This is a genomic window from Enterovibrio baiacu (genome assembly GCF_004120195.1).
In the GTDB taxonomy this organism is placed as follows: Bacteria; Pseudomonadota; Gammaproteobacteria; order Enterobacterales; family Vibrionaceae; genus Enterovibrio; species Enterovibrio baiacui.
Map to the genome: position 1 here is coordinate 1 of NZ_SCHN01000021.1, position 18688 is coordinate 18688.

The following is an 18688-nucleotide window of genomic DNA, read 5'->3' on the forward strand; positions in this document are numbered from 1 at the left end:
TGCCCGTACAAATCCATCACCCGCATCACGCTCGAAATATCGGACTGCAAAGTCAGGCTTTTTTCGTTTTGGTCATGCATTGTCATAACCCTYAGGTCGTTGCAAAGGGTTTGCCCGTACAAATCCATCACCCGCATCACGCTCGAAATATCGGACTGCAAAGTCAGGCTTTTTTCGTTTTGGTCATGCATTGTCATAACCCTCAGGTCGTTGCAAAGGGTTTGCCCGTACAAATCCATCACCCACATCACGCTCGAAATATCGGACTGCAAAGTCAGGTTGTTTTATCGTTTCTGCTATGTCCCTTCTCAATACCTATTCCCTTAATTTGGCCACTTCTATAGGTAATTTCTCTGTGTTAGGTTATTGGACTGGTTATCTAGGACAGATGAGAGAACTTACATGGCCGCTTCTGATACGTCGAACCTCGACCGCATAGATATCGAGATCCTCCGCATTCTTCAATCTAATGGGCGATTACCTGTCGTTGAATTAGCAAAACGGGTGAACCTCACAACAACACCTTGTTCGGAGCGCGTTAAGCGATTAGAGAGGGAAGGGTATATCTCGGGTTATCACGCGGATATCTCAGCAGAGAAGCTTGGGCTTGAAGTTGTGGTATTCATTCATATCCGATTAGACCAAACGAACTTGTCGATTTTCGATAAATTCGCTAAATCGGCACTACTGATCCCTGAAATTGAAGAGTGTTACTCCTTGTCCGGAGACTTTGATGCAATGATTAAAATCCGTGTAAAAAACATAAAAGCCTACCAACAATTTATGTCTTCTCGAATCATTCAACTACCTGGTGTTATTCAAACCCGCAGTGAAATCGTGATTGCTGAATACAAACGAAGTGCAGGGATCAACCCCGAGTTGATATCTCCTTCGTAATCATCGAGCGCCTAGGTTAAGAGAAAGTGACGGGATGGTTCTGTGCTATAAAGGTAAATTACCTTAATTATCCTTTAATGAAAGGTAAGTTACCTTTGGTTATGCAAAAGGCGCCTGTAATTTAGGTAAATGTCTCTCCAGAGTGTTACTAAAATAAACCTCATAATAACAATGTTAATAAAATGTTGAGGTGTAAGATGGTCGCACCAGCGCTTAGAGATATGATCCCTGCTCCAAAAGAATACGTGCACTCGACCAATGCGGTAGTGATGGTGCCGCCTGTCGATTTTAAATTCAATGCCGAAACCAGTGCTGACAACGAGTTTCAGAAGAAACTGGCGCTTACGGACGCAGAAGTTCGTCAAAAAGCCTTGTCTGAATTTAACGGTATGGTGGAGTTGCTTCGTCGTCATGGCGTGAATGTGACGGTGATGAATTATCCGCAAAGCAAAGACGAAACGCCGGATGCGGTCTTTCCTAATAATTGGTTTTCGACCTCTCCGGCGGGGGATGTGTATTTGTTTCCGATGGCATGTGAAAACCGTCGTCGGGAAGTGAGAACGCCTCAATTAATAGCCTCTCTCGCTGCGCAAGGCTTCAAGGTGTTAGATGTGCAGGAAATTGGTGACATAAAAACGCCGCAGTCCTTTTTAGAAAGCACCGGTGTCATGATCATGGATCATATTAACGCCACCATTTATGCCGCGTTGTCTGTTCGCTGTGACCGTGAGTTGCTCCAGCAATTTGCGGAACAAGCCGGGTTTAAAGAGGTGGTCTTTTTTGACACCAAAATGGCGTCAGGGCAGGCGGTCTACCACTCCAATGTCATGATGGCGGTGGGCGAAGAGTTTGCGGTGATCTGCGACGAGATCATTGAAGAATTCGAGCGTCGCCGTGTGCTTTCATCGCTGCAGAAAACCAAAGACGTTATTTCGATCACCGAAGAGCAGATGAACCACTTCTGCGGTAACATTCTGCAACTGCGTAATGACAGAAATGAAAAACTCATCGTCATGTCGATGTCCGCATACAATGCGTTCACGAAAGAGCAGAAAGATGTGCTTCGTCGTCATGGTCACCTTATTCCCATTGATGTTTCGACGATTGAGACCATCGGTGGCGGGAGCGTGCGTTGTATGCTGGCGGAGAACTTTCTTCCTCGGTAGTAGCGCCATTCCATTGTAAGCGCGTTGTCTCTGAATAGCCCCGTCTCTCGATGGGGCTTTTTTGTTTTCTAAACGCCACATATTTTTGGCGTCGTCTCCTAAAGCGCCGTTAAACGCAATTAGTTGCACAATTGGGTATCCGTCTTATTCTTAAGAGAGTCTATAAGAATAAGTTAGTTAGCAATAAGAGGGGAATGTCTCCACCTCGATAAGGGAGAGTTGCTATGCCGGAAAGACGATACCGCCTTATCACTCGAAGTGATTTCGATGGGTTAGTGTGTGCGGTACTGCTCAAGCACATCGACTTGATTGACGACATCAAGTTCGTTCATCCGAAGGATATGCAAGACGGTGTGATCGACATTAACGAGTACGACATAACCACTAACCTTCCTTACAGCCCGAACGCTCACCTTTGTATTGACCACCATGCGTCTGAATTAATCCGAAACGGAGAACTCAGTCCTAACCACATTATCGACCCGGATGCGCCTTCTGCGGCGCGCGTTGTATGGAAGCATTTTGGCGGCGACAGCACGTTCCCGTCTGAATGGGACGAAATGATGGAAGAAGTGGACAAGGGGGATTCGGCGCAATACACCAAAGATGAAGTTTTATACCCGGCAGGATGGGGCTTGCTGAACTTCATTATGGATTCCCGCACAGGGCTTGGTCGATTCCAAGACTTCCGCATCTCTAACTATCAATTGATGATGGATTTGATCGACCACTGTCGTGATAAGAACATTGATGAAATCATGCAGCTGGAAGACGTGAAAGAGCGTGTTGATCTGTACTTTAGTCATCGCGAGAAGTTTCAAGAGCAGCTGCGTCGTTGTGGTTCCGTGTGTGGCAACTTGGTGATTCTGGACCTTCGCCATGAAGATAAGATTTGGGCGGGAAATCGCTTCGAGATATACGCGCTGTTTCCCCAGTGTAATATTTCTATTCACGTGCTTTGGGGTTTCAAAAAGCAAAACACCGTGTTTGCGTGTGGTAAATCCATCTTTGATAAATCATCGAACACCAACATTGGCGAGTTGATGCTGAATTTCGGTGGTGGTGGGCATGAAAACGCGGGAACTTGCCAAGTGCCTAATGAAATGGCGGCGCAGATCCAAGATGATCTGATTGTGAGGATCAACACCGACGGCTAGATTTCCTTCTCAGCCGAACAGTCAGTGACGTAAAAGAGACCAATAAAAAAGTCGGGCATACCCGACTTTTTCTGTTTTTATCGTTTGTAAAAGCGAGGGTTAATTCGCGGGTGTGTAGGTGCCAACAAAGTGCTTCGCGCAGTAAGCCACACGTTCTTCTGGCGTCGGCGGTGCAGCGAGTACGCCCATGCGTTCAATGTGACGCAGGCGCGGCAGCAAGCCACAATCATTGGCGATTTGAATGGCCAAACCCGGACGGGCGTTAAGCTCTAACACCATTGGACCTTTTTCTTTGTCCAGCACCATGTCTGTACCTAGGTATCCTAGGCTTGTCATTTCCCACGCGCTGGCGGCTAGGGTTAACAATTGTTCCCAGTGAGGAACATGCAACTCGGAGAGCGCACGGCCTGTATCTGGATGATGCTCGATAGGGCGGTTAAATTGCACCGCTCTCAGGGCTTTTCCGGTCGCGATATCGATGCCGACACCTACCGCGCCTTGGTGAAGGTTTGCTTTACCATCAGAAGCGGATGTTGAAAGACGCATCATCGCCATGACAGGGTAACCTTTAAACACGATGACACGAATATCAGGCACGCCTTCGTAGCTGAAACCATCAAAGACATCGTCAAACTGAATGAGATTCTCGACCACCGCGACGTCGTTCTTTCCACCCAAGGAGAAAAGACCGGCAAGTGTATTGGTGATATGGCGTTCCACTTCGGTCTTGCTCACTTCTGCACCCGACGGTTTTTTATATACACCCTCTTTGTTTGAAGTGACCACCAAAATGCCTTTACCGCCTGAGCCTTGAGCGGGTTTGATAACAAAACCCGGCCAGTCTTTCACCATGTCATGAATGGATGGCACGCTGTGCTGTTCGCTGATAACGCCGATTAGCTCAGGTACTGTCGCCCCCGCATGTTGTGCGATGGTTTTTGTCTTGAGCTTGTCGTCCACCAACGGGAACAACTTACGATTGTTATAACGTCCGATGTAGCTGATGTTGCGACGGTTCATGCCCATGATACCCGCGCGATTCAGCTTAAAAGGGGACGTGAATTTATTCGTCAGCAAAGAAAACATGGCGTTAATCCTTCACCAGCGGCTTGAAGCGTTTTAGCTCGCTCAAGCGATAACCCGTGTAGTTACCCAGCATCAAAATAACGGCCAGAATCACCAACTGAATACCGATGAAGTTAAACGTAATGTGGCGAACGAAATCATTGGTCATTGCCATGTAAACCAGCACGGCAGTAAGCAAAGAACCACCACCTTGAACAATCACTTCTTTCGCGCCTTCCTCTTCCCAAAGAATCGACATACGTTCGATGGTCCAGGAAAGAATGATCATTGGGAAGAAGGTAATCGTGAGGCCTTCCACCAAGCCAATCTTAAAGGCGACGACGGTGAACACGGAGATAATCAGAATCACCGTGATGATCACGGCCGAGATTCGAGCAACGAGCAGCAAATTCAACCGCGACAAGTAGCTTCGGATGATCAAACCTGTACCGACAATCAGCAAGAAGCCGACAATACCCGGCACCAACTGCGTTTGGACAAATGCGACGGCAATAAGGACAGGCATGAAAGTGCCCGACGTTTTAAGACCAATAAGCACGCGCAGCATGACCACAATCAGCGCACCAATAGGGATGAGCATGATGGTTTTGAACATCGCTTGCTCTTCGATCGGCAGACTGTGAATGGAGAAGTTCAGCAGGCTTTCTGCTTGGATCTTTTCATCGGTGGCTTGTTGCGGGCTGATATCTTGCGCAATGATGGAGAAGCTAACTTGGCTATTTGTGCCGCCCATGACTTCAAGCAGTGGGGTGCCTTTTTGATTCCAAATCATCAAGTTCTTGGTGGTGTCTAATGCGCCTGTATCGAGGTTAAACAGCTCCCATTTGTCATTATTCCAAATTTCGACCATCGGAATAATGCTTTGGCGACGACGACCATCTTCCAGTTGCAACGCACCGACGACACGCGCATGAATGCCTTCTAAAGAAAGGATCGCCGAGATTGCATCGGCTTTACTCATTTCTTTTGTTAGCAAGCCTGCATTTTGGCTTTCATTGTCGTTGAATTGCTTAATCAACTCGCGCGTGAGAGTGCTGTTATCCGCAGAGCGTTGACGCGCCTGAGACAGCATGGCTTCTGCTGCGGTCATCAATGGGCTATCAAGAATGGCGGGCTTAGCGTCTCCGATAGGTGGCTCAGTGGGGAATCTTGCGTTCTTATCCACCAACATCTGGTTTTTGAAATAGAGAATTTGGTTACCGTAGGCCTCGCGTTTCGTCCATTCTGCGCGACGCCCGTTTTCGGTGTTTACCAGCGCAAAACCATAACCGGGCGAACTGGTATTCTCATTAATCAGGGTAAAACCTTGTTGTGTATCTGGCGTGGCGAGTGAAATTTTCACCGGATCGCCTTTTGCCTGAAACTCGACGCGGGCTTCCACTTCCCACACTTGATGTTCTTGTCCTGCTGTCCACGGCACGCCGTAAACATCATGACGATATAGACTCATGCCAAGACCAACAATGATCAGCATGGTGATGAGTAAGTAGAAAGGAACGCGTGAAGTCATTTTGTCCTCATTAATTGCACTGATACTGACTCAGTGGCTTATTTAGCGTCGGCTACGTATTTCGGGTGGATATATGATTTGCTGACATCAACAACCGCTATATCTTTGAAAAATTCGCGACCCAACAAGACGGGAAATTCCATGTGTGAGCGGTCTGCTAGGGTGAACTGTGCTTTTTCGTGCAAGTTACCAAGGCGAACGCGAAGTTCGACGACAGGACGACGCTCAAGTTGTTCTGTGGAGGCTTGGCGGATTTTAACCCAGCGCTTCACTGGCGCTTCGAGTGATTCTTCCGGCTCAATATCGCCTTTTTCATTTTTGGTGTGCGCGAGGGTGAAGCTGACCCACGTTTTCCCGTCGCGTTCAAATTCTTGAATGTTGGTGGCGTTCAATGATGAGGTGGTTGCACCAGTATCGATGCGCGCTTTGAAATTGGCGTTTGCCGCATTCATCCATACCCACTCTTGCTCACCCAGGATGGCCTTGTTGTCTGCCAACGGCACAGGCACTTTCTTTTCTACGTAGACAATTTCAGGCTCAGGGCGGTTTGCCGCTTCTCGTGCTTGGTTTTTGCGCATGATATTGAGCGTTTCTGTCAGCTCATTCACTTGCGACTCTAGCGTGGTGATCTGAGTTTGCTGTTCTGTGAGTCCACCACTAAGCGTTGACAGGTCGTCTTGAATTGACGTTTCTACGTTATTTATTGCGTCCAAGGTTTGCTGATGCTGCTGTTGTGACGTGATCGTACAACCAGAAAGTGCAGCAGAAAAAAGAATCAGCAATCCGATGCGAGTTGGCATGAGAAGCTCCGTGCTGGGTGATTAAGGAGTTGATTTTAGGGCGTTAGTCTAGCCTGAAAAAAAGGGCGCGAGAAGCGCCCTATGTCATAGATCAGTCAGGATTCTTGGCTACAAGGATAGCACGCTTCGGTGCTGGGTAGCCCTCAATTGTCTTGGTTGGGTCGTTAGGATCCAAGTAGTCTGGCAGAGAGTTGTGGGTCATCCACCCCGTGGTACGCTGCTCGTCGGTGGTTGTTACACATTCATCAACAATGCGCACATCAACAAATCCCACCTTTTCTAACCAGACTTTCAGTGCTTTAGCTGATGGGAAAAAGTACACATTTCGCATTTGAGCATATCTGTCAAACGGAACCAATACCGCATTTTCGTCACCATCGATGACCAAGGTTTCCAGCACCAACTCGCCGTTTTTCACCAATTGGTTCTTTAATTGAATCAAGTGATCCAACGGTGAACGACGATGATAGAGCACGCCCATACTAAACACGGTGTCGAACGCTTTTAGCTCTGGCAGGCGTTCAATACCTAAAGGCAATAGATGTGCGCGTTGGTCGTTACCCATTAAACGACGAATCGCTTCAAACTGAACAAGGAAGAGTTCAGATGGGTCTATGCCCACGGTAAGTTCTGCGCCTTCACCCAGCATACGCCACATGTGGTAGCCGTTGCCGCAACCCACGTCTAAAACATAGCGACCTTTCAGTGGTGAGATATGCGGAAGTACACGATCCCATTTCCAATCTGAACGCCACTCAGTGTCAATGTCGATCCCGTGAACACGGTATGGGCCTTTTCGCCATGGGTGGAAAGAACGTAGCAAGTTCTCTAACTTTGCGCGCTGGCCTTCTGGCAATTCGTCATCGCTGCCTACGGTTACGCTGTCTTTCAGGTCAATCGTAGACGGTGCATCTGTTGGGATTTTTTTCAGCACACGCATCCACTTTGGCATGTCACCGTGTGGAAGGTCTTGCCATTCTGCCAGTTGTGCTGGCAGAACATTCAGCCAGTTTTGAAGGCGATTTTTAGCGATGAGTTGATAGAAGTCAGAAAAGTCGAACATGGCGTATAAGTCTGTCTGTTAATGTATTTATCGAGTACTGAATATGAGTGCGCGTGTGTCTTCGTTTACTTAATGGCAAACATCGATCCGAAGTTAAAGCATTGGAACCAAACGGCAACGCTGCTGAAGCCAATATTGCTTAGGCGTTGTTTATGGCAATCAATGGTGTCAGGCTTCATCACGTTCTCAAGCGCACTGCGTTTTTGGCTGATTTCGAGTTCGCTGTAGCCGTTCGCACGTTTGAAGTCGTGGTGAAGGTCAATCAGTAGCTCATGCGCTGTTTCGTCAGCAAAACTGTATTTTTCTGACAGGATCAAAATGCCGCCTGGCTTCAGTCCCGCATAAATGCGTTCTAACAGGGCTTGACGATCATCAGGGTTTAGGAACTGGAGTGTAAAGTTTAATACGACCACAGACGCGTTTTCGATATCAACATGACGAATATCATTCTCGATAACAACCACGTCTGTCTCTGAGCGGTAAGCATTCACGTGCAATTGGCAGCGCTCAACCATCGCAGGAGAATTATCAACGGCGATGATTTTGCAATTCGGTGCTTTAATATGACGACGCATTGAAAGCGTTGCCGCACCTAAAGAGCAACCAAGGTCATAGATATTGGAGCCTTCCGAGGCGTAACGTTCTGCAAGCATACCAATGGCTGAAATGATGTTGCTGTAACCCGGCACCGAGCGTTGGATCATGTCGGGGAAGACTTCAGCGACATTTGCATCAAACGTGAAATCACCGAGTTTCTCTATCGGAGCTGCAAAAATATTGTCGTGATTGGCCATCTTAAACCTGCCTTGAAACTATGCTTACCGGCACGTTTTTCAGATCCTGACATGCGGTGAAAAATACAAGTGTGGTACCTGCATCCAGCAAATACCAAAAGGGCGCGTATTGTAGTGAATTTTGCTTTTGTTGTCTCTAATTACGGGGATATTCAATTATATGAACCCTAATTTTGTTGATCATATGGCATCAGAAAGTAAGAGAAGGCTACGATTCTCTTTCTTATTTATGCTATAAAAGTAAGGATCTCTTGAGGATATTCACAATGTTAGAGCAAGCAGTACCGAATAAAAGCGGCGATGATGCAACGTTAAGCCGTAAGCAAGTGGCCATGCGTGAGCGTGAAAGTGAGCTATTGGATATTGCGTGTGGCATTGTGGAACGTGAAGGGTTTGCACAACTCAACATGGATAAAGTGGCTGCGGCTAGCCCGTATTCGAAAGGGACGATATACAACCACTTCAACAGTAAAGAAGACTTGTTTGCCGCGCTTGCTATTCAAGCGTTAGGTAAAAAGATCCCGTTGTTCAAACGGGCGCTCGATTTCGAAGGCTCTAGCCGTGAAAAGCTCATCGCCATGCACGTTGGCATGCACCTCTTCTCTCGGCTTTCCCCCATTCTCGCGATGTGTGCATTGGTGAGTCGTACACCGGCAGTGACAGAAAAAAGTGCACCAGAGCGTCTCGAAAAATTGAACACGCTTGAAGAGTTGGTTGTGTCATTGGGTGATCAATTCATCGAGCTTGGCCAAAGTTCCGGTGACATCGTCCTCGCGCCAGGTATCACGAGTGACAGTATTGTGTTCGCAAACTGGGCAATGGCATTTGGTACCAGCTCCTTGGTGAATAATGCGACGCAAAGTAGCTGTATCTCTCGCCAACTCGGCACCAATATTGTGCTTCAAAACCTTAATTTCCTCCTCGATGGTATGCGTTGGGCACCTTTATCTTGCGATTTTGATTACCAAAAAACGTGGGAACGTGCTGAAACCGAACTTTTCGGAAATGAAATCGCCCTCCTCGAAAATCAATCATAGCTGCGATAAATGTATCATTGTTGACGATTCGTCAAAATGAGCTTTAATTTGTTACAATCTTGTACTATATTGACGCTTCGTCAAAAATTGACGGAACGTCAATTGGAGAACGGACAACAACAAACTACATTTTAATCATGTGAACGCGTATTTTTATTTTGCTTGAACTGGGTCCGAGTGACAGAAGTCCATGTTCTGGAAGTACTAAGCCATATCACTTGGCTTTTTAAAGCAGAGAATTTGACGAATCGTCACAAACGGAGTGTGTGATGAAAACAGAGCTATATCGAATGCCAACGGCAAGACCTTGGTTATTCTTGATCTTCAGTGTGTTGCTTGCAGTTGTTGCAGCAATGGGTAGTCAGAACTTGTATTTCCGAGGCGACTACCAGATCTTTTTTGACAAAGGGAACCCACAGCTAAAAGCGTTCAAAGAGCTAGAAGCAACATTCAATAAGACGGATACGTTGGCCATTGTGGTTGCACCTCACAACAAAGACGTGTTTACAAAAGACAACCTCTCGTTGATTCAACAGCTCACCGATGAAGCTTGGCTAACGCCATATGCAAGTCGCGTTGATTCCATCACAAATTATCAGCATACCTCTGCAGAAGATGATGATCTTCTCGTTGAAGATCTCGCGCCCGATTATTACGAACTCGATGAGGCACGAATCGACTATATCCGCGATGTTGCGCTGAGTGAGCCTCGTTTGGTGGGTGCGATTGTGGGTCAAACTGCGCAAGCTGCCATCGTGAACATCACTTTCCAATTACCCGATGGTGACCAAACGGCACAAGTGCAGGAAGTGGCTAACTTTGCGAAAGGGGTGTTGGCGAAAGCCAATGAAACCTATCCCGATGTTGACTTCCATCTGGCGGGCATTATTGCCATGAATAAAGCCTTTGCTGACGCCGCCCAAGCCGACAGCCAGTCACTGGTACCTATGATGTTTTTGGTTGTACTGGTGTTCCTTGGCATCATGTTGCGTTCTTGGAAGTTTGTCGCCGCGACACTGCTGGTGATCGTGCTGACGATCGCGGCGACCATGGGCATGCTTGGCTGGGTGGGGCACTACCTGAATAATGGTACGGTGACAGTGCCGACCTTGGTGATGACGTTAGCTGTGGCGGACTGTGTGCACTTGATTACGTCATATGTGCATGCCTTGCGCGAAGGCAAAGACAAAACCGATGCCATTAACTATGCGCTTAAGCTGAACTTCCTCGCCCTGTTGATCACTTCGGTGACCACGTCGATTGGTTTCTTGATGATGAATGCATCAGATTCGCCTGTGTTGAGAGACATGGGTAACCTGGCAGCATTGGGTGTCATGATCGCGTTTATGTTGTCTGTAACGCTTTTGCCAGCATTGCTGCAATTGATGCCATTTAAGGTGAAACCAGCGCGTAAGAACAGCAATAAAGCGATGTCTTGGGTGGCGGATACCGTGATCGCGAATCACAGGAAAATTCTTCCCGTTAGCGCCGTCATCATTGTGTTGAGCTCGGTATTGTTGGTGCAAAACCAAGCTAATGATAATGCGGTTGAATACTTCGATTCGGGCAATGATTTCCGCCAAGCCGCGGACTACATGGAAGATACCGTCAGTGGTACAACGGCGATCAGCATCTCTATCAAATCAGGTCAACCACAAGGGATCACACACCCAGCGTTTTTGAACGCCGTGGAAGGCTTCACTGAGTGGTTGCGTACCCAACCAGAAACGGATCATGTCGCGTCAATTTCAGACACATTCAAGCGTTTGAATATGAACATGCATGGTGATGACAAGACCTATTACGCATTGCCTCAAGACCCTGAGCTCGCGGCACAATATTTATTACTGTATGAGATGTCGTTGCCTTACGGGCTTGATTTGAACAACGAAGTGAACATCGATAAGTCTGCCGTCAAGCTTGTGCTGACTACCGATAACCTTGGCAGCGTGAAATTGATTGCGCTGGAAGATCGTATGGATGCGTGGTTTAAAGCCAATGCGCCTGACTACGAAATGACTTCGTCGGGTCCTAACCTTATGTTCGCGCACATTGGTGAAACAAACATCGCCAGTATGTTGAAGACGTTACCTATCGCGCTGATACTGATTTCTGGATTGTTAGTGTTTGCATTACGTTCATGGCGTCTTGGTGTCATCAGTCTTGTGCCAAACTTGGTGCCAGCGATATTGGGCTTTGGTTTGTGGGCAATTGTGTCGGGAGAGATCAATTTAGGGCTTTCGGTGGTTATCACCTTGACCTTGGGGGTTGTTGTTGATGACACGGTTCATTTCTTGACCAAATATCGCCATGCGCGTTTGCAGGGCCGAAACGTTGAAGATGGGATCCGCTATGCCTTTGATTCTGTCGGTCGCGCACTGTGGATCACCACTGTGGTGTTGGTGGCGGGTTTCAGCGTGTTAGCAACGTCGGGTTTCCGATTGAACAGTGACATGGGTTTGCTGAGTGCCATTGTGATTTTCATCGCTCTAATCGTGGACTTTGTCTTGTTACCTGCCGTGTTACTGATAGCAGACAAAAAAGCCTATGCTGATGAGTCAAAACCGTTTAGTGAAAAAGCGACGCAATAACGAATTCAAGGAGAGAAGAATGAAAACGATAAGAACATTATCAAAGGCCGTTGTTGTTGCATTTAGCATGATGGCAATTGCAGTGCCTGTGGCTGCTGATGAAGTGAAAGGATTGGAGATCGCTAAAGAGCGTAAAGTTCGCGATCAGGGTTGGGGTGACAGTGTTGCTGAAATGACCATGTTGCTGGAAAACGCCAATGGCGATACCAGTGACCGTAAATTGCGCATCAAGACACTGGAAGTGGAAGGCGATGGTGATAAAGGCCTGACCATATTTGATGAACCTCGCGATGTACGTGGCACTGTCTTCCTGAACTATTCACATATCACAGGGGCTGACGATCAGTGGCTATATCTTCCTGCGTTGAAGCGTGTGAAACGTATTGCTTCTCGTAATAAGTCGGGTCCATTCATGGGCAGTGAGTTTGCATATGAAGACCTCAGCTCTTTTGAACTCGAAAAGTACACCTTTGACTTGGTGGGCGAAGAAGACATTGATGGTCAAAACACCTTTGTGATTGTGCAAACGCCAACAGACAAATTTTCAGGTTACACCAGCCAGAAAGTCTGGATTGATCAAGAGCACTACCGCCCGTTGAAAACCGAGTTCTATGACCGTCGTAAGTCATTGCTGAAAACCCTGACGTTCACGGATTACGAACAATATCTCGATCAATATTGGCGTGCACACACCATGATGATGGTGAACCATCAGACCGGGAAATCAACCAAGCTGACCACCACCGAGCTGACATTCAACACTGGGTTAGATGAAGGCGACTTCTCTAAATCTAGCTTGAAGCGCGCTCGCTAGGAGTCAGGATGAAGAAAACATTGTCATTGGCAACGCTGTTTGCGTTGCCTCTTTTCTTATCACCCAGTTATGCCTTTGAGTTCGAAGGTGAGGTGAGTTTTCAACAGCGGCAGTTTGCGCAAACAGGTGCGCAAGGTCAGGATAAAAGCCAAACGTCGATTGCCTTTGAGCCAGAACTATACTGGGAAACGGAAGAAGGGAATACAAGCTTTACGTTTTCGCCGTTCTTTCGATGGGATTCAATGGATGATGAGCGTACCCATGGTGATGTGCGTGAAGCTTTGTTGATGCACTATGAAGATAACTACGAAATACGCGTCGGCGTCGGCATCGTATTTTGGGGCGTGACAGAGTCACAACACCTTGTCGATGTAATCAACCAAACTGATTCGGTTGAAGCGGTTGACGGAGAGGTGAAGCTGGGTCAACCCATGGTGAGTCTCGGACTGGAACTTGATTCTGGTTTGCTTGATTTGTATTTACTGCCTTATTTCCGTGAACGTACCTTTGCCAGTTCTGATGGCCGCTTAGCAGTGCCCGGTGCCGGAGATGCGAACGCGCAATATGAGTCTCGTCATGAAGAGTTTTACCCTGATGTAGCCGCGCGCTATGGCGTGATGATTGACGAATGGGACCTTGGTTTCAGTGCGTTTCATGGCACGAACAGGGATCCGTACTTCTTCAATAGTTTGTCCCCATACTATGCGCTCATGACCCAAGTTGGTCTGGACGTTCAAGCCATTTATGGTGATTGGCTTTGGAAAGCAGAGGCTATCCGACGTTACAGCTTGGAATCCAATACTGCCTTTACAGGCGGCTTTGAATACACCTATGTGGGTGTGAACGAAGGCATTACCGATTTGGGTTTCTTGGTGGAATACCTCTACGACAGCCGCGGTGAAGATGCGCCGGTGGCTGGTCAAAACGATGTGTTCGCTGGTCTTCGTTGGGTGCTCAACGATCATGACGGTACGGAGTTTTTACTGGGCGGCACACTTGATTTAGATGACACAGATTCTATGACTGTGCGCCTAGAGTCGAGCGGTCGTTTCTCAAATGATTGGAGCTGGACAGTCACTGGCTGGATGTTCAATTCAGATCGTGTCACTGACCCGATTTATTCGTTAAAGCGTGATGACTTTATTGAAGCCGAAGTGAGTTGGTACTTCTAATTTAGTTGCGAGAAAGAGCAGAAACGAGATTCGAGTGAGAGCAAGAACACGCTAGGTTAACCTATGTCATTACTTGCCTAGGTTGGCTTGCGAGCTTAGCTTTTCTCGTATCTCGTATCTCGTATCTCGTATCTCGTATCTCGTATCTCGTATCTCGTATCTCGTATCTCGAAACTATAACAAACTCATCTGGCTCGAATTATCTTCTGGTAACAGCGGCGCCAATGGCGGCAGGGCGATTTGCTTACTGAGCAAGTCATAGAAGTGTGCGGCGAGTTCAGGTGCTTGATCATTATTCGCCGTATGAATCATCAGATACGGCGTTTTTCCTTCCTCAATCCATTGCGGGATCTTTTTCTGCCAGTTCGCAAAGAATGCATCGTTTCGTTCAAGTGTTGGGTCGCCAATGAACCTCACCATGGGTGTGTTGGCGGTGGAAATAGCATGAACCGGAACGTGAGGCTTCTTCTGCTGCGCATCAAGTAATGCTTCGGTATCCGCTGGCACAGCAAAAACAGGGCGGCTGTCCATGATGATGCGATCAGCCCCCCTTTCCAGCAACATACTGTTCAACGCCCGCTCTTCTTCACCTTTGGCGAAAAAGGCAGGATGACGCACTTCTACGCCGATGTTGAAAGACGCGGGCATACCATTCAAAAACTTCTGTAAATCGGGCAAAGAGTCTGGGCCAAAGGCAGCGGGCAACTGAATTTTCCATAGTCCAATGCGTGAATGCAGTGGTGCCATCAGAGAAATGAAATCAGACACCATCTCGTCAGAATGGCGCAGCATTAACTGATGCGTAACCGCTTGAGGAAGCTTGAAGGTAAATTCAAATGCATCCGTCGTTGCCGCTTTCCAGTTGGCAACCGTCGCGTGAGAAGGGCTGGCATAAAAAGTGGTATTGCCTTCTACCGTGTTAAACACTTCCGCATACCGCGCCAAACGCTCGCCACTTTTGGTGCCTGACGGGTAAAACTTACGTTGCCACGTATTGTGCGACCATTGCGTCAATCCAAGACGAAGTGGTGGCGTAGTAAGTTGGTGCAGCGGTGTAGTGAGCATCGTATCCCTTCGAATTTCTTTTTCCCTATTTTGGTCTTCTTGACGTTCCGGGGTCAATCCTTGTTCGTTTTTTGCTCGATTGCGATCTTTTCTGGCTTTCATCTCGCTACGATTTCCCGCAAGGCCGATTTTTCCTTTATAATGCTGCGTCATTTTGAGGTATTTCTACTTTGGCGTGAGTGAAGACTCAGGCGGAAGTTTGCAGAACAATCTGCACAACCATATTTGTAGCTTTGCGCTTACTAGCGCAATAGGACAGTCAGTAACAGATCGGGAAATTCATATGCGCACCCAATATTGTGGTCACCTGAACAAAGCCCTTGTAGGGCAAACTGTAGAACTTTGCGGCTGGGTAAACCGCCGTCGTGATTTAGGCGGTCTTATCTTCATTGATATGCGTGACCGTGAAGGTGTGGTTCAGGTGGTGGTTGATCCGGATATGAAAGACGTATTCGAGGTTGCTAACCAACTGCGTAACGAATTCTGTATCAAGATCACCGGTGAAGTACGTGCACGTCCTGATAGCCAAGTAAACAAAGACATGGCAACAGGCGAAGTAGAAGTGCTTGCGACAGGTTTGGAAATCATCAACCGCGCAGCGCCACTGCCATTGGACTTCAACCAGAACAACTCTGAAGAACAACGTCTGAAGCATCGCTACCTTGACCTACGTCGCCCAGAAATGAGTGATCGCATCAAGCTGCGTGCAAAAGCATCAAGCTTTGTTCGTCGTTTCCTTGATGACAACGGCTTCCTAGACATCGAAACACCGGTACTGACAAAAGCAACGCCAGAAGGCGCGCGTGACTACTTGGTACCAAGCCGTGTTCATAAAGGCAGCTTCTACGCGTTGCCACAATCGCCTCAGCTGTTCAAACAGCTTCTGATGATGTCTGGTTTTGACCGTTACTACCAAATCGTTAAGTGCTTCCGTGATGAAGACTTGCGTGCTGACCGTCAGCCTGAATTTACTCAAATCGATATCGAAACCTCTTTCATGACCGCTGAGCAAGTGCGCGAAGTGACTGAAAACATGGTTCGCGATATGTGGCAAGACTTGCTGAACGTCGATCTGGGTCAATTCCCAATCATGTCGTTCGAAGAAGCGATGCGTCGTTTCGGTTCAGACAAACCCGATCTACGTAACCCACTTGAGATGGTGGACGTTGCAGACATCCTGAAAGACGTTGAATTCAAAGTTTTCTCTGGCCCAGCGAACGATCCAAAAGGCCGTGTTGCGGTTATTCGTGTACCGGGTGGTGCTGAGCTTTCTCGTAAACAAATCGATGACTACACCAAGTTCGTTGGCATTTACGGCGCGAAAGGTTTGGCATGGATGAAGGTTAACGACCGTGCAGCAGGCATGGAAGGCGTTCAATCACCAGTGGCTAAGTTCCTGAACGAAGAGGTTGTGAATGGCATTCTTGAGCGCACTGGCGCTGAGTCTGGCGACATCATCCTGTTCGGTGCAGACAGCAAGAAAGTGGTAACAGAAGCGATGGGCGCACTGCGTCTGAAGCTAGGTACAGACATGGGTCTGACGGATAAAGCTGCGTGGGCACCACTTTGGGTTGTCGATTTCCCAATGTTCGAAGAAGACGAAGAAGGTAACCTGCACGCGATGCACCACCCATTCACGTCGCCATTGGGCATGACGGCAGAAGAGCTACGTGCAAACCCTGCATCTGCAATCTCTAACGCTTACGACATGGTACTAAACGGCTACGAAGTGGGCGGTGGTTCTGTGCGTATTCACAACTCAGACATGCAAACCGTGGTGTTTGATATCCTGGGTATTGAGTCAGACGAGCAGACAGAAAAATTCGGTTTCTTGCTAGAAGCATTGAAGTACGGCACGCCACCACATGCAGGTCTGGCATTCGGTCTTGACCGTCTTGTTATGCTGCTTTGTGGTACTGAGAACATCCGTGATGTTATCGCGTTCCCGAAAACCACCGCAGCGGCATGTTTGCTGACGGATGCGCCAAGCCTTGCTAATCCAGCAGCGCTAGAAGAACTCGCGATTGCGGTTACCGCAGCAGCGAAGAAGAACGAAGAAAACGACGCGTAAGTCAACCACCTCTTCTAACAATAAGGCCAGATTATCTGGCCTTATTTGTTTCTGAACCAAACAGATATGGGTGTCGTCTCAGACATTTGCGTTCTGTTTTGCTATAAATCCAAGAACTGACGTAACAACTTCAGCGGCGTGTCGGCCGCTGACAAAGGAGTGAGAAATGGCAGGTCACAGTAAATTCGCCAACATCAAACACCGCAAAGCTGCGCAAGATGCCAAGCGCGGCAAAATCTTCACCAAACTTATCCGTGAAATCACGGTTGCAGCCAAAGAGGGCGGCGCTGAACCAGAAAACAATCCTCGTCTTCGTGCTGCCATTGATAAAGCATTGTCGAACAACATGACACGTGACACCGTTAACCGTGCTGTGACCCGTGGTGCGGGTGGTGAAGGCGATGAGAACATGGAAACGGTCATTTATGAAGGTTACGGCCCTGCTGGTACTGCGGTGATGGTTGAATGCATGACTGACAACCGCAACCGCACTGTGTCTGGTGTGCGCCACGCGTTTTCTAAAGCAGGGGGCAACCTAGGGACGGATGGCAGCGTCAACTACTTGTTCGACAAGAAAGGTGTGATTTCTTACGCGCCAGGTCTGGACGAAGACGAGGTGATGGAAGCGGCGCTAGAAGGCGGCGCTGATGACGTCGAGACGCATGAAGATGGTTCGATGGATGTCTACACCACACCCGCTGAATTTGGTGCCGTGAAAGATGCGCTGGACGCTGCAGGCTTTGAAGCGCAAAACGCAGAAGTGACCTTGGTGCCTTCCACAAAAGCGGATCTTGATGAAACCACCGCACCGAAACTGCTTCGTCTTATCGATGCACTAGAAGATCTGGATGACGTGCAAGAGGTTTACCACAACGGTGATATTTCTGACGAAGTCGCAGCAACATTGGAATAAGTATTCGTGGCAATTATTCTCGGGATTGACCCGGGCTCGCGGATCACAGGCTACGGCGTGATCCGCCATCAAGGTAGACACCTTGAATACCTTGGCAGTGGTTGTATTCGCACAGACTCTGAAGATTTGGCCGGACGACTCGGTCAAATCTATGCAGGTGTGAGTGAAGTGATCACCCAATTTCAGCCAGACACATTTGCGATTGAGCAGGTGTTCATGGCGCGTAACGCCGACTCAGCGCTAAAGCTAGGGCAAGCGCGTGGCGCTGCCATGGTTGCAGCGGTCAACGCTAGCTTGCCCGTTAGCGAGTATGCGGCGCGTCTTATCAAGCAATCCGTGGTTGGTAATGGCGGCGCGGATAAGAAGCAAGTTCAGCACATGGTCGTCCACATGTTGAAACTGCCTTCAACACCACAAGCCGATGCCGCCGATGCCTTGGCTGTTGCGATTTGTCATGCCCACACTAACCACACGCTGGTGGCTATGGCGGGCAAAGCAACCAGCGCAAGGCGCGGGCGTTATCGCTAACGAATATCAATTCTTGTATTAAAA

17 protein-coding genes are annotated in these 18688 nt (G+C 48.1%); 10 read left to right on the top strand and 7 right to left on the bottom strand.

The window, feature by feature from the left end:
* Nucleotides 1-191 (bottom strand): hypothetical protein (locus tag EQP46_RS24340; protein ID WP_205685941.1); only part of this gene is annotated, 191 nt, incomplete at its 3' end.
* Nucleotides 192-402: 211 nt separating this feature from the next.
* On the opposite strand from EQP46_RS24340, the gene EQP46_RS20115 reads away from it, so the two are divergent.
* The 3 genes from EQP46_RS20115 (at nucleotide 403) to EQP46_RS20125 (ending at nucleotide 3220) form a co-directional block, all read left to right on the top strand.
* The gene (locus tag EQP46_RS20115) at nucleotides 403-897 is read left to right on the top strand and encodes an Lrp/AsnC family transcriptional regulator (RefSeq protein ID WP_129495338.1); all 495 of its coding nucleotides are present in this window, start codon (nucleotides 403-405) and stop codon (nucleotides 895-897) included.
* A 197-nt stretch (nucleotides 898-1094) separates the two neighbouring features.
* Nucleotides 1095-2063: a citrulline utilization hydrolase CtlX gene (gene ctlX, locus EQP46_RS20120; RefSeq protein ID WP_129495339.1), complete on the top strand. Its 969-nt coding sequence runs from the start codon at nucleotides 1095-1097 to the stop codon at nucleotides 2061-2063.
* Nucleotides 2064-2287: 224 nt separating this feature from the next.
* The gene (locus EQP46_RS20125) at nucleotides 2288-3220 is read left to right on the top strand and encodes a DHH family phosphoesterase (RefSeq protein ID WP_129495340.1); all 933 of its coding nucleotides are present in this window, start codon (nucleotides 2288-2290) and stop codon (nucleotides 3218-3220) included.
* Between the two features lie 99 nt (nucleotides 3221-3319).
* On the opposite strand, the gene EQP46_RS20130 is transcribed toward EQP46_RS20125, so the two are convergent.
* The 5 genes from EQP46_RS20130 to cmoA all read right to left on the bottom strand — a co-directional run bounded on the left by EQP46_RS20130 (nucleotide 3320) and on the right by cmoA (nucleotide 8473).
* On the bottom strand, nucleotides 3320-4306 hold the full coding sequence (locus EQP46_RS20130) for an alpha-L-glutamate ligase-like protein (RefSeq protein ID WP_129495341.1): 987 nt from the start codon (nucleotides 4304-4306) through the stop codon (nucleotides 3320-3322).
* 4 nt (nucleotides 4307-4310) lie between these two features.
* Nucleotides 4311-5816: an inactive transglutaminase family protein gene (locus EQP46_RS20135; protein ID WP_129495342.1), complete on the bottom strand. Its 1506-nt coding sequence runs from the start codon at nucleotides 5814-5816 to the stop codon at nucleotides 4311-4313.
* Nucleotides 5817-5854: 38 nt separating this feature from the next.
* The gene (locus EQP46_RS20140) at nucleotides 5855-6616 is read right to left on the bottom strand and encodes an ATP-dependent zinc protease family protein (protein WP_129495343.1); all 762 of its coding nucleotides are present in this window, start codon (nucleotides 6614-6616) and stop codon (nucleotides 5855-5857) included.
* Nucleotides 6617-6707: 91 nt separating this feature from the next.
* The gene (gene cmoB, locus EQP46_RS20145; protein WP_129495344.1) at nucleotides 6708-7679 is read right to left on the bottom strand and encodes a tRNA 5-methoxyuridine(34)/uridine 5-oxyacetic acid(34) synthase CmoB; all 972 of its coding nucleotides are present in this window, start codon (nucleotides 7677-7679) and stop codon (nucleotides 6708-6710) included.
* Between the two features lie 65 nt (nucleotides 7680-7744).
* Entirely contained in the window at nucleotides 7745-8473 is a 729-nt protein-coding gene (gene cmoA / locus EQP46_RS20150) for a carboxy-S-adenosyl-L-methionine synthase CmoA (RefSeq protein ID WP_129495345.1), read from the bottom strand.
* Nucleotides 8474-8739: 266 nt separating this feature from the next.
* Here cmoA and EQP46_RS20155 point away from each other — a divergent pair, with 266 nt between their 5' ends.
* The 4 genes from EQP46_RS20155 to EQP46_RS20170 all read left to right on the top strand — a co-directional run bounded on the left by EQP46_RS20155 (nucleotide 8740) and on the right by EQP46_RS20170 (nucleotide 14087).
* Nucleotides 8740-9510, top strand: coding sequence for a TetR/AcrR family transcriptional regulator (locus EQP46_RS20155; protein WP_129495346.1), 771 nt, complete (start codon nucleotides 8740-8742; stop codon nucleotides 9508-9510).
* A gap of 269 nt (nucleotides 9511-9779) precedes the next feature.
* Nucleotides 9780-12101: an efflux RND transporter permease subunit gene (locus tag EQP46_RS20160; RefSeq protein ID WP_129495347.1), complete on the top strand. Its 2322-nt coding sequence runs from the start codon at nucleotides 9780-9782 to the stop codon at nucleotides 12099-12101.
* A 67-nt stretch (nucleotides 12102-12168) separates the two neighbouring features.
* Nucleotides 12169-12915, top strand: a complete 747-nt coding sequence (locus tag EQP46_RS20165) for an outer membrane lipoprotein-sorting protein (RefSeq protein ID WP_420841391.1) — start codon at nucleotides 12169-12171, stop codon at nucleotides 12913-12915.
* Nucleotides 12916-12923: 8 nt separating this feature from the next.
* Nucleotides 12924-14087, top strand: coding sequence for a hypothetical protein (locus EQP46_RS20170; protein WP_129495349.1), 1164 nt, complete (start codon nucleotides 12924-12926; stop codon nucleotides 14085-14087).
* Between the two features lie 174 nt (nucleotides 14088-14261).
* Here the strand turns inward: EQP46_RS20170 and EQP46_RS20175 are convergent, their stop codons facing one another.
* Nucleotides 14262-15152: a DUF72 domain-containing protein gene (locus EQP46_RS20175; protein ID WP_129495350.1), complete on the bottom strand. Its 891-nt coding sequence runs from the start codon at nucleotides 15150-15152 to the stop codon at nucleotides 14262-14264.
* Between the two features lie 283 nt (nucleotides 15153-15435).
* On the opposite strand from EQP46_RS20175, the gene aspS reads away from it, so the two are divergent.
* From aspS to ruvC, 3 genes are all read left to right on the top strand, one after another.
* On the top strand, nucleotides 15436-17223 hold the full coding sequence (gene aspS, locus EQP46_RS20180) for an aspartate--tRNA ligase (RefSeq protein WP_129495351.1): 1788 nt from the start codon (nucleotides 15436-15438) through the stop codon (nucleotides 17221-17223).
* A gap of 166 nt (nucleotides 17224-17389) precedes the next feature.
* Complete coding sequence (locus tag EQP46_RS20185) at nucleotides 17390-18136, top strand: YebC/PmpR family DNA-binding transcriptional regulator (protein ID WP_129495352.1); 747 nt, start codon at nucleotides 17390-17392, stop codon at nucleotides 18134-18136.
* Nucleotides 18137-18142: 6 nt separating this feature from the next.
* The gene (gene ruvC / locus EQP46_RS20190) at nucleotides 18143-18664 is read left to right on the top strand and encodes a crossover junction endodeoxyribonuclease RuvC (RefSeq protein ID WP_017008265.1); all 522 of its coding nucleotides are present in this window, start codon (nucleotides 18143-18145) and stop codon (nucleotides 18662-18664) included.
* Nucleotides 18665-18688: the final 24 nt, after the last annotated feature.